General features: G+C 57.9%; 11 protein-coding genes. 3 read left to right on the top strand and 8 right to left on the bottom strand.

What is annotated here, in order from left to right:
* Nucleotides 1–19 precede the first annotated feature (19 nt).
* Nucleotides 20–919, top strand: a complete 900-nt coding sequence (locus tag ACR0AW_RS01620) for a MurR/RpiR family transcriptional regulator (protein WP_170645974.1) — start codon at nt 20–22, stop codon at nt 917–919.
* Between the two features lie 47 nt (nt 920–966).
* Here the strand turns inward: ACR0AW_RS01620 and ACR0AW_RS01615 are convergent, their stop codons facing one another.
* The 5 genes from ACR0AW_RS01615 to ACR0AW_RS01595 form a co-directional block, all read right to left on the bottom strand.
* The gene (locus ACR0AW_RS01615; RefSeq protein ID WP_170732054.1) at nt 967–1,758 is read right to left on the bottom strand and encodes an FAD binding domain-containing protein; all 792 of its coding nucleotides are present in this window, start codon (nt 1,756–1,758) and stop codon (nt 967–969) included.
* A 95-nt stretch (nt 1,759–1,853) separates the two neighbouring features.
* Entirely contained in the window at nt 1,854–4,214 is a 2,361-nt protein-coding gene (locus ACR0AW_RS01610; RefSeq protein ID WP_170732052.1) for a xanthine dehydrogenase family protein molybdopterin-binding subunit, read from the bottom strand.
* A 51-nt stretch (nt 4,215–4,265) separates the two neighbouring features.
* Nucleotides 4,266–4,751 carry a (2Fe-2S)-binding protein gene (locus ACR0AW_RS01605; protein WP_170393234.1) on the bottom strand — a complete coding sequence of 162 codons (486 nt, stop codon included), beginning with the start codon at nt 4,749–4,751 and terminating at the stop codon, nt 4,266–4,268.
* 156 nt (nt 4,752–4,907) lie between these two features.
* Nucleotides 4,908–5,909, bottom strand: coding sequence for a molybdopterin-binding protein (locus tag ACR0AW_RS01600; RefSeq protein ID WP_170732051.1), 1,002 nt, complete (start codon nt 5,907–5,909; stop codon nt 4,908–4,910).
* Nucleotides 5,906–6,874, bottom strand: coding sequence for an XdhC family protein (locus ACR0AW_RS01595; protein ID WP_170732049.1), 969 nt, complete (start codon nt 6,872–6,874; stop codon nt 5,906–5,908). Before ACR0AW_RS01595 ends, ACR0AW_RS01600 begins: the two co-directional genes overlap by 4 nt.
* Nucleotides 6,875–7,080: 206 nt before the next feature.
* Here ACR0AW_RS01595 and ACR0AW_RS01590 point away from each other — a divergent pair, with 206 nt between their 5' ends.
* Complete coding sequence (locus tag ACR0AW_RS01590; protein ID WP_170393237.1) at nt 7,081–7,581, top strand: hypothetical protein; 501 nt, start codon at nt 7,081–7,083, stop codon at nt 7,579–7,581.
* Nucleotides 7,582–7,584: 3 nt separating this feature from the next.
* On the opposite strand, the gene ACR0AW_RS01585 is transcribed toward ACR0AW_RS01590, so the two are convergent.
* Entirely contained in the window at nt 7,585–8,841 is a 1,257-nt protein-coding gene (locus ACR0AW_RS01585) for a vWA domain-containing protein (protein WP_170732047.1), read from the bottom strand.
* A 34-nt stretch (nt 8,842–8,875) separates the two neighbouring features.
* Entirely contained in the window at nt 8,876–9,784 is a 909-nt protein-coding gene (locus ACR0AW_RS01580) for an AAA family ATPase (protein WP_170732046.1), read from the bottom strand.
* Nucleotides 9,785–9,930: 146 nt separating this feature from the next.
* On the opposite strand from ACR0AW_RS01580, the gene pyrC reads away from it, so the two are divergent.
* Nucleotides 9,931–10,968, top strand: coding sequence for a dihydroorotase (gene pyrC, locus ACR0AW_RS01575; protein ID WP_170732044.1), 1,038 nt, complete (start codon nt 9,931–9,933; stop codon nt 10,966–10,968).
* Here the strand turns inward: pyrC and ACR0AW_RS01570 are convergent.
* A complete protein-coding gene (locus ACR0AW_RS01570) occupies nt 10,965–12,260 on the bottom strand; it encodes an MmgE/PrpD family protein (protein ID WP_170732042.1) in 1,296 nt (431 codons plus the stop codon). The genes pyrC and ACR0AW_RS01570 overlap by 4 nt on opposite strands.
* Between the last annotated feature and the right edge of the window lie 6 nt (nt 12,261–12,266).

Raw genomic sequence — 12,266 nt, 5'->3', positions numbered from 1 at the left:
ATTTGTTCTTTCTTACCAAATGCAACACACCTCATCCCAACTGACCGAGCAGCTTCGGCACGAAATCGACACCCTGCCTCAGCAAATGCAAGCCGCAGCGAAATACATCATCGACCACCCTGGCGATTTCGGGCTCGACCCGGTTCGGCTTACCGCCGAAAAGATCGGTGTCAGTTCAAACGTTTTGGTGCGGTTGGCACAACGCATGGGATTCGACAGTTTTGAGTCGTTCAGACGACCCTTTCGCCAAACCCTTGTCACAGACCGAGAAGATCGGCTGGGTCAGGGCTGGCTGGATCGCATGAAATCGGGGGGCCAATTCAGCGCCGCGCAAGCTGGGTTTGCGCAAAACGAACTGAACGTCGTAGCCCGCTCCTTGCGACTGGCCGATCCTGATTTGATGCAACAGGTCACGGAGTACATGATTGCAGCTAATCGCTGTTTCATAACCGCGACCCGGGCTAGCTATGCTTTGGCCTATTATCTCCACTATGCGGGTCGGATGGCACACCCAGGATTTCAGCTTATCCCGCGACATATGGGATCAGCCATCGATGATTTGCTCGAGGCCGATGAAGCGGACTGCCTTTTCGCTATTACCGTTCACCCCTATTCCTCTGACACCATACAATCCATGCGTTTTGCGCGTAAACGCGGAATGCGCATCGCGTTATTGTCGGATAGCGACGTCATCGCCCCTGGTGTTGACCCTGACATCGTGCTGCCTGTCAGTACCCGCGCGCAACATCACTTTTCCAGCTTCTCCGGAGCGATGGTAGTGCTTGAATGCCTGCTGGGTCATCTCTTTGCCGCAGGGGGGTCAGCCGCGCGTGACCGCGTGGAACGCTATCAGACGGCCCGAGAAGACACCGGCGCCTACTGGCGCCCCGCCAAGCCCCCAAGAGTTCGGAAAGAATAAAGAGCCCCGGCTTTCACAGAGGCTCTCAACGCTGATCAACAATCAGATCAGCTGCAAGCTTCGACAGCCCGTTTCGTCATAACAGTGACCAGATGCGCCCGGTACGTTTTGCTGCCGTGCAGATCACCAATCATGTTCATCGGATTAATGTGCAGCCCCATCAAAGCGTCCGCGCGGAACTCTTTGTTCAGGGCCTCCTCAGCCTCTGCCCAGCGGAAAACTCCGTCCTCGCTTGCGCCGGTTACTGCAACTCGAACGCCATTGGCAAACCGGGCAAGATATACCCCGACCAACGCAAACCGAGACGCGGGCTGCAAAAACTTCTGATAACTCGCCGCCTGAGGCACGGGGAAACGCACCGAAGTGATAATCTCGCCCTCTTCCAGAGCTGTCGTAAACATGCCCTGAAAGAAGTCATCCGCCGCTATCTGGCGATTATTGGTGACAATGGTCGCGCCTGAACCCAGTACTCCCGCCGGATAACAGGCCGCTGGATCATTGTTGGCAATCGAACCGCCAATAGTGCCACGATTACGCACCGCAGGATCACCGATCTGGCCGGCCAGCGCTGCCAGCGCCGGATAGTTACCAACAGCTTCAGCGGCCACATTTGCGTGGGTTGTCGCACCGCCTATCGCTACCGAGCCATCATCCTCGACGCAGACCCCTTTCATTTCAGCGATTCCATTGACCGAAACCAGCTTGGATGGCGCGGCCAACCGCTGCTTCATTGTGGGGATCAGGGTTTGCCCACCCCCCAATGCCTGCGCATCCTCAACTCCCAACGCAGTAACCGCCTCAGCGATGGTCGAGGGTTTCTCAAACTCGAAATTGTACATTTCGTTCTTCCTTTCCGAAAAGCGCGGATCCGCCCTTCATCTGGCTATAAATATCTCGGGGAGCGCGAGGGGCTGGCCCCTCGCACCCGAACCTCTCAACCATGCATTGCTGTCCAAACACGCGACGGGCTCATCGGCATGTCAATGTGATCAACAGCCTTTCCACCCGAGTTCAGCGCATCCAGAACCGCGTTGACTACCGCAGGCGGCGAGCCAATCGCACCAGCTTCACCGCAGCCCTTCACACCCAACGGGTTGTGCGTACACGGCGTCTGGCTGGAATGGTCGACTGCATAGAACGGCAGATCATCGGCGCGTGGCATCGCGTAATCCATGAAGGATGCGCTCAGCAACTGGCCATTCTCGTCATAGGCGCAATTTTCCAACAAAGCCTGACCGATACCCTGACCGATACCGCCATGTACCTGACCATCCACAATCATCGGGTTAACGATGTTGCCAAAGTCATCCGCAGCGGTGAAGGCTTCGATGGTCACCTGTCCAGTCTCGGGATCCACCTCAACCTCACAGGCATATGCCCCCGCTGGGAATGTGAAGTTGGCCGGGTCATAAAATGCGGTCTCCTCCAGCCCCGGCTCAACCTCCAATGGGAAGTTGTGCGGTACATAGGCTGTCAGAGTCACATCACCCCATGCCACCGACTTGTCAGTGCCCGCGACGCTGAACTGGCCGTCCTTCAGCTCGATATCGGCCTCGGACGCCTCGAGCAGGTGGGCCGCGATCTTCTTGGCCTTGTCGATGACCTTTTCGGTCGCCTTAACCATGGCCGAACCACAGACCGCCAGCGAGCGTGAGCCATAAGTGCCCATGCCGAACGGGATCTTCGAGGTGTCGCCATGCACAATCTCGACCATCGACTCGTCGATGCCGATCATGTCGGCCACTACCTGCGGGAAAGCAGTCTCATGCCCCTGCCCGTGGCTATGTGCACCAACCATGACACTGATAGAACCGGTGGCGTTTACCCGAACCGTAGCTGCATCATAGAGCCCTGCCCGGGCCCCCAGCATACCGACGATGTTCGAGGGCGCGATGCCGCAGGCCTCGATATAGCAATTGACGCCTAGACCACGCAGCTTGCCATTGGCCTCGCTTTCCGCCCGCCGCGCGGCAAAGCCAGCCAAATCAGCAGCAGCCTCAAGCTTATCCATCGTCGCGTTGTAATCCCCGGTGTCGTAGGTCAGCGCCACCGGTGTGTCATACGGGAACTGGGTGATGAAATTCTGGCGACGCAGGGCGATCGGATCGACACCCAGTTCACGCGCTGCCTTGTCGATGACGCGCTCCAACTGATAGGTTGCCTCTGGCCGACCCGCACCGCGATAAGCGTCCACCGGCACTGTGTTGGTGAACATTGCCTTCACATTCACCTGAATGACCGGCGTCTTGTAGTTGCCCGCCATCAGAGTGCCATGCAGCCAAGTCGGAACCGAGCTTGAGAAGGTCGACAGATACGCGCCCAGATTGGCGTAGGTGTTGGTGCGAAGGCCTGTGAAGTTATTGTCCGCGTCCAAAGCGAGCTCAATCGTGCTGACGTGGTCGCGGCCCTGCGCATCCGACATAAACGCCTCGGACCGGCTGGCGGTCCATTTGACCGGGCGGTTGCAGGCCTTGGCAGCGAACGTACAGAACGCCTCTTCCGCGTAGTGGAAAATCTTCGTGCCAAATCCACCACCAACATCAGGCGCTACGACACGCACTTTGTGTTCAGGCAAGCCCAGAACAAATGCGCACATCAGCAGGCGGATCACATGCGGGTTCTGCGAAGTGGTGTAGAGCGTGTACTCATCCGTACCCCGGCTGTACTCGGCCACCGCAACGCGTGGTTCCATTGGGTTTGCGACCAGACGGTTATTGATCAGGTCCAGAGTGGTGACATGGGCCGCGTTGGCAAAAACCTCATTGACCTTGTCATTGTCTTCTTCGCCCAGATGCCAGTCATAGCAGATGTTGTTCTTCAGATCCTCATGGATAAGCGTCGCGCCATCCTGCGCTGCGGCTTTCATATCCAGCACGGCGGGGAGCTCTTCCATATCCACTTCAATCGCTTCCGCCGCATCGCGGGCGAGTTCAAGGCTGTCCGCGACAACGGCAGCGATGGGATCGCCTACATGTCGGACCTTGCCTTGCGCCAGAATGGGATGCGGTGGTTCCTGCATCGGGGCGCCATGACGGTCGGTTACTTCCCAGCCGCAGGGCATTCCGCCCACGCCTTCAAAGTCCTTGCCGGTGAACACCTTCACAACCCCCGGCATACCCTCGGCGGCAGATGTGTCAATGTTGGTGATCCGGCCATGCGCGATGTCGGACCGTAGGAAATGCACATAGGCCTGGCCATGTACGTTGATGTCGTCGGTGTAATTGCCTGCTCCGGTCAGAAAGCGTACGTCCTCGCGCCGCTTGGAACTGGCTCCGATGCCACTGTCTTTGGGCATTGCTTGTTCTCCTCCGTGGAAAAGAATTTTCGTCGAAAATTCTTAACCGCCTCACTCGGCGGCGATGCTGGAAACGTCTTGACCCGATGCGGCCATGATTGCCTTGACGATGTTGTGGTAACCTGTGCACCGGCATAGGTTACCCTCAAGGTATTTACGAATTTCGCCTTCGGTCGGGCGCGGGTTATCCTTGAGCAGCGCTGCAGCGCTCATCACCATGCCCGGAGTGCAAAACCCACATTGCAGCCCGTGATGATCCTGAAAGGCCTGTTGGATCACGTTCAGCGTGCCATCTTCGGCCGCCTGCCCCTCGATCGTGCCCACATCCGCGCCGTCTGCTTCCAGCGCCAGCATGTTGCAGGATTTGACCGCCTCACCATTCACGTGCACCACGCACGCGCCACATTGAGCCGTGTCGCAGCCAATATGTGTGCCTGTCAAATTCAGGTGGTCGCGTAGAAATCCGGATAATAGAGTCCGCCCTTCAACATCACCGCTGACGGCAACGCCGTTCACGGTCATTGAGACCTTGGTCATAAGATCCTCCCCTTTTTTTGGCTTATTTGCTAAGCCAGAGTTAAACACGGTAAATTTCGTTTGAGAACAAAAATATTTGCCTGATTTTTCCGCAGTTTCGCTGATCAGCCTTCTAACAATGATGCGTCTACCAAACAGGGCAAAATTGCCGTTGCGTCATTTACTCTTGGCAGCGCGGGGCTGTGGCCGCGTCGGGATTTCTTTTAGCAGCCCACCGACACCCATCCCTGCGATGTCCGCGCCCGTCGTTTCGATTCCGCAAGCAACGCGGGACAAGACCCAATCCGCCCCGTTCAATGCTGGTGAGCGCGCGCATCCGGGCAAACCGATGATGGGGCGCTCGCCGGAAGATCCCAAAAACAACAGGTTCCCCGGATCGACCGGCATTCCAAACCGGTCGACGATACCCCCCGCCGCCCGCACAGAAGCAGGCGCCACATCATCTTTATCCGACGTGGCCGATCCGGTCAGGATCATGACGATCTCACCCCGAATGGTCGAAATCGATGCTGTTAAGTCGCCCATCCGATGCGGCACCACCTGAACATCTGACAGATTCATACCCAAAGCCTCAACCCGGCTACGAATAGCAGCGATACCTTTTTCATTAGATGGCCCGCCAGCAATGTCGGTAACGATGAGACCCGCGTTTTCGTATTTGGGCACCGATAACCGAATAGCGTCCTGCGCATGACGGGCCGCACTCTCAACGTCGGATCGAGGTACGGCATAAGAAATCACCTTGATCGTCGCGACCATGCCGCCAGCCGCCATCTGCTGATATTGCGGCACCGTCGCAACAGTGATCATCGGATTGACCTGATTGAACTTTTGCAAGGCATCGGTAGCCAGCACCGCGACGCCTGGTCCATTTGCTAAAAGGTTGACCCGGCCTGTAAAGGCTTCGGTGACACGCAGATTTGCCTGTGTGGGACTTGGTGCAAGCGCTTCTGCCAGCAGCGCTGCGGCTTCGTCCTCATGGCAATCACCTTGCTCCAGTCTGGCGACTGTGACCTCGGTCAGACCGGCTTGGTGCAACTCGGCTATGTGCTCGGACGAAAGCGTTATACCTTTCCTAAGCTTGCGGTTTCCCGCTTTGACGGAATGGGCCAATATCGCGCCGTCGGCGTCGGAAACGGGTACCGGACCAAACTTCACGCTCTGCCTCGCAGAACCGCAGTCATTTGCGCCAGAATCGCAACGGCTATCTCAGACGGTCCAGCCGCCCCGATATCAAGCCCAACGGGTCCGTGGATCAGTGAAATCTGGTCCTCGTTGAACCCGGCCTGCTTCATCCGCTCCACGCGTTTGGCATGTGTGCGCTTAGATCCGAGTGCGCCGATGTAGAACACATCGGCCGCCAAACCGGCCTGAAGCGCGGGGTCATCAAGTTTGGGGTCGTGGGTCAGCAACACAAGCGCTGTGCGCGAGTCGAGACCCAGCTTTGACACAGCCTCATCCGGCCAATCCGTCAGGATGGTTTCTCCGGGAAAACGTGCGTCCGATGCGAAGGCCTCGCGCGGATCTATAATCGCCGGGTCATAGCCCGCGATCCGGGCCATCGGCACCAGAGCTTGGGCGATGTGCACCGCTCCCACCACTATCAACCGTAGCGGTGGGTTGTGGACAGCGACAAAGGTTTGCCCATCCTCTTCGAACCCGGACCTGTCCATACGCAAGCGTTCGGAATAGGCATTACGGCGCAACGCGCGCTGGCCCGTCTCGACATTGACTTCATAGGCCAAGGGTTCGCGCCGCGCCCGTGCCGCGACCAGTTCGGCCAGCATTGGTTCGGGCAGGACCTTGCCGACCGGTTCAACCAAAACCCTGATCGTACCGCCGCAGGCCAGACCGACGGCAAACGCATCCTCGTCGCTTACACCGAACTCTAGCAGCCTTGCCTCGCCTTCCTCTATGGCTTCCAGCGCTTCGACGATCACGGCACCTTCGACGCAACCACCAGAAACCGAGCCTTCGATCCGACCATCGCCCGCAATGACCAACTGCGCGCCTACACGGCGCGGCGCGCTGCCCCAGGTCTCAACCACAGTGGCCAAAGCCGCGCCCTTCCCGGCGCGATACCATTTTAGTGCGGTTTCCGGGCTGCTATCGAATCGTTCCATTTAGACCTCCGGCCGTGCTTGGGTTCAACATAGTCAGCTTTGGAGCAATGAAAAGCGCTCAGCGGGTCGATCTTGTGGCGCTAACAAGCCGATTTTGAACTCACATTCACAAATTGTTGAATGTTGGAAGGCGTCATTCTAGCCTGCATGCGATTCCGGGGCCTATTCGGGATCGTCCCAACATATTTCATAGCGGAGACAAACAGTTGAAACGCATTCTTACACTCGGAGCAGCGATCGGCCTGTTGACTGCCAGCACCGGCTGGGCTGACACATTTCTGAAATACGGTGAGGTCGAAGGCTGGAAGGTTTTCATTGATCAGGACAAGAAATCCTGCCTGATCGAAGCGGTTGATGACGCTGAAAATGTCGTACAGATGGGCCTGACCGAAGATCGCGGCGTTGGCTATGTGGGCGTCTTCACCAAAGCCGAGACCAACATCAAGAAAGGCGAGAAAGAGGCTGTTGCCATCCTTATCGGCGACAATATTTATGTCGGAGAAGCCACCGGTATGAAGGGGAACATCACCAAGGGCTATTCGGGCGGGTATGTTCTGTCAGACGACCCTCAGTTCGCAGATGATCTTGCCAAGAAGAAGGTGATGGTCGTTTTCCCGGAGAAAGAGTTCGCCTTCACCGTTGACCTGACTGGCACTTACAAAGCCATGGAGATGGCACGGAAGTGCAATGAAGAGCAGCTTTCGTAACAGCTAGTCTGAAAGCGCGGACATCAGCCGCGCTTTCTGCCCCTGATCATCTGGTTGTGAAATCACGGCGGCCAGATCTTCCAGCGACGCAATCGAATGCCCGGCGCGGAAGCTGTCGACATGTGGAAGCATTGTCGCCACACCCTGAGCTTTCGGTGCAAACCCGTCCCAGCGCAGCAATGGGTTCAGCCAAATCAGACGCCGCGACGACAGTTGCAGGCGCTCGATTTCCTTTTCCAGCATCTCGGGATCGCCCCGCTCTAACCCGTCGGTGATCAACAACACGACCGCCCCCTGCCCCATAACGCGCCGCGACCAGTCGCGATTGAACTGATGCAGGCATTCTCCGATCCGGGTTCCGCCTTCCCAGTCCTGTGCCTCGGCCCCAGCAGCGGCCAGCGCTGCATCGACATCACGTTGATGCAGATGGCGGGTGATGTTGGTCAGGCGTGTGCCAAACGTGAATGCGTGCACTTTGGCCCAACCTGCGCCTTTGGCATTCGAAACCGCGTGAAGAAAGTGCAGAATGATCCGACTGTATTGGCTCATCGACCCGGAGATATCGCACAACGCAACCAAATTCGGCCAGCGAGGTTTGGGTTGCAAGTGCGCGATATCGCGTAGTTCGCCACCCTGCCGCATCGCTGACCTAAGTGTCCGAGCGCGATCAATACGGTGACCGAGGTGACTGGCCTGACCTCGGCGAGACTCAATGGGTTTGACCGGTAAGTTCAGGCGCGACAGCATGCGTTTGGCCTGGGCGATCTCGGATGTACTCATCTGTTCGAAATCGAGGTTGCGCAAGCGTTCTTCGGATGACGCGGTTTGGGTTGCGTCGATCTCGATCTCGCTTTCCTCTTGTTGCTCGGTTGATTCTGGCAAGTCGCGTTCGACGCCATCCAACAACGCCTCAGCCGCGCGCTTTTCAGCCGCATCCGCTTTGCGCTCCTCCTGAACACCGCGAATGGCGGGCAGCATCATGGACATCATATGTTCTAGATACCGCGGATCGCGCCAATAGAGGCGGAAGACTTGCGCAAAAACCGTTCGATGTTCCGGCCGGTTCACGAAACAGGCATTCAGCGTCCAGTAGAAATCTCGTTTCTCGGTAAACCCCGCGGCCTGCACCGCGCGGATCGCGTCAACCACGCGCCCAGTTCCTATCGGCAGTCCGGCCTTGCGCAAGGCGCGCGCAAAATGGGTGATGTTCTGGGCCAACTTGGGGTTGTCCGGTATATCCAGTGGGAGTTGTTCGGCCATCAAAACTCCGAAATATTTGCGAGCGAATTGAGCCTCATGCCGGTTCGAGGTCGGCCTTGGCCTGATCCAGAATGCGTTTTGCCTCGGACCCCTGCAACTTTTGGATGTCGTCCTGGTATTTCAGGATGGCACCCAACGTATCGCCAATCACCTCGGGGCTGAGATTGATGACGTCCAGCGCAAGAAGGCACTTGGCCCAATCGATGGTCTCAGCCACCCCGGGTTTCTTGAACAGGTCTTCGGTGCGCAGACGCTGAACAAATGCCACAACCTCACGGCTCAGCGCTTCGGCCGCTTCGGGGGCACGGGCGTGCAGGATTTCGATTTCACGAGCAAAATCAGGGTAATCAACCCAGTGATACAGGCAGCGGCGTTTCAGCGCGTCGTGCACTTCGCGCGTGCGGTTTGAGGTGACGATCACGATTGGTGGTTCGGGTGCTTTGACGGTACCAAGTTCGGGGATCGTGACCTGAAAGTCGCTGAGGGCTTCCAGCAGGAACGCCTCAAAAGGTTCGTCGGTTCGATCCAACTCGTCGATCAACAATACAGGTGCCCCAAAGGCATCAGGGCGCATGGCCTGCAGCAAGGGACGCTCAATCAGATAGTCATCCGAGAACAGCTCGGTCTGTAACACGCCTCGGTCCGCCCCGCCTGATGCTTCGGCGGTTCGGATCGCCACCATTTGGGCGGGAAAATTCCATTCATAAACGGCGGAAGAGGCATCAAGACCTTCGTAACACTGCAACCGGATCAAGCGACGCCCCAATCCCGCGGCCAGCGCTTTGGCAATTTCGGTTTTGCCAACGCCCGCCTCACCTTCCAGAAACAGAGGCCGACCAAGCTTCAGCGAAAGAAACACAACCGTCGCCAAAGCCCGGCCACAGACATAGCCCTCAGAGCCCAAAAGGTCCTGCACGGCATCGATGGAGTTTGGCTGTGTCATGTGTTCCCCTTTTTCCTGCGCCCCAACAGGTCATGACCACAACCAGAGGTCAAGACCACCATCCGTCAGAGACTTACGACGATCTGCCTCACCGGCAAGGGCAACAGGGTCTTTCACCACCCAAGCGGCTGTGCTAGCCGGGGGCCATGACCCATTCCCTGACGATCCGCCGCCCCGATGACTGGCATCTGCATCTGCGCGATGGCGCGATGCTGCAAGCCGTCCTGCCTGAAACCGCGCGCCATTTTGCCCGTGCCATCATCATGCCCAATCTGGTTCCGCCCGTTGTGAAGGGTGACGACGCGGCAGCTTATCGGGACCGCATCCTCGCTGCTCTGCCTGAGGATATGACGTTTGAGCCGCTGATGACGCTCTACCTGACCGAAGACACGGACCCGGCAGATGTAGCCGCCGCGCATGCAAGCGGGCTGGTCAAGGCAGTCAAACTGTACCCGGCTGGGGCAACAACCAACTCGTCTTCTGGCGTTCGCGATTTCGACAAGGTGCGCCCGGTGCTGGAGAAGATGGCCGAGATCGGTCTGCCGCTGTGTGTGCACGGCGAAGTCACGGATGCCGAGATCGATATCTTCGATCGTGAGGCGGTGTTCATCGACCGCGTTCTTGATCCGATTCGCAAAGCAACACCCGGACTGCGCGTGGTGATGGAGCACATCACGACGTCAAACGGCGTGGATTACGCCAGGGCGAACGAGAAAGATCTGGGTGCGACGATTACAACGCATCACCTGATCATCAACCGCAACCACATTCTGGTTGGCGGCATCAAGCCGCATTACTACTGCTTGCCGGTCGCCAAACGCGAAGAGCATCGGCTGGCGCTGCTGACCGCCGCGACATCAGGCGATACGCGTTTCTTCTTGGGCACAGACAGCGCACCGCACACGGATGCAAACAAGGAAATGGCCTGTGGCTGCGCCGGCTGTTTCACTGCAACCAATACGATGTCACTGCTGGCCGAAATGTTCGAGCGCGCAGATGCGTTGGACAAGCTGGAGGCGTTCACCTCACTCAGCGGCCCGGCCTTCTATCGCCTGCCAGTAAACGAAGAGACCATCACGCTGACCAAAGGCGATGAGGTCGTCTATCCGGCCAAAATCGAAAGCGGCGACGGCCCCGTGACCGTATTCGATCCGGGCTTTCCACTGCATTGGCGCGTCGCTTAATCAGTTAGCCTTTCAGCCAAATCCGCTGCGCGCCCACCGGTGCGTAGCATTGACCAGATGGCGTCTGCCTCATCCCCTCCGATCAGCTTCGCCGCTTTCTCCCTGACGCGATCTTCGCGATCCGATAGAGACATCGGAGCCAGCAGATCATGGCTGGCCTCGCGGCGCGCGCCGTCCCGGCGTAACAGGGACAGATGGGCTTGTGTCTCGGATAGACTCTCATCCGCCTCGACCGTGATCCGGTCCCTTAAGGATTGCAGTCTTGGATCAGCACAAATCTTGTCGGAATAGCTCCCTGGCAGAGCTGTATCGTAGCCCATTGCCTGCATTGCGATCACGGTACGATAGGAAAACTTCGCTCCTAACCCACTGGTCGGCTGCAGTTGATTGCACACGCTCATCCAGCGGGGGTGGGTTTTGATCTTGATCTCGGCCACCTCAGGCTCGGCGACGTCGAGATCGCGCGCAGCCTCGAGCGCCGCGTGCAGGCCATGGCAGCAAGCGTGGAATTTGTGGCTGATGCTTTCGAACAGCCACTCGTCCCCCAAACCATCAAGCGCAGCAGCTAAATCGTCAGCTCCCAAATGTGTCGCCCCAAACCCAAACGGGCCTTCCAATGCGTCAGCACCGGGTTGAAAACCGTTGCGGATCAACTGGGCGGCCTCAACCCCGTTCGAGGCCGCAAGTCCAGCGTTATAGGGTTTACCCATGGTCCCGAACTGTGATTTCTGCCCTGAGGCCCGGGTTGCGGTTAGCCCCAACAGGTCACGCATCTGCTTTACGTCAAATGCCATAATCCGACCCGCAGCCACCGTAGCCCCAAACGCGCCAGCCGTGGCTGTTTGGTGAAAACCAGCCTGATAATGACCACGACCAAGCCACAAACCGATGCGGATCGATAACTCCATTCCCACTAGCGCTGCCTCAAGCAGATCGACCAGAGGTCGGTCTTCCCACGCCGCAAGAGCAAGGGCTGCAGGAAAAACAGCAACCGATGGATGACCGATATGAGCGAAATGCGTGTCGTCATAATCAAGCGCATGAGAAATGGTACCATTCACTAGCGCCGCTGCACGTAGCGGCGCATCACCGCCTCCGAACAAACGCGCCTGTGCGGCACCGCTCTCGGAAAGAACCATCTGACGTATGATGCGGGAAACCGGCTCATCTGCGCCTGCCCGCCCCACGGCAAGCCAGTCCAACGCGGATAAAGATGTCACGATACGGGCCTGCGCCGTGGTCGATACAGAACCAGCAGCAAACTCGGCAAGGGCAGTTGTCAAATCGGTCATGTGGCG

Source organism: Ruegeria sp. C5 (genome assembly GCF_056537605.1).
This window is presented reverse-complemented; position numbering and strand designations above follow the sequence as displayed.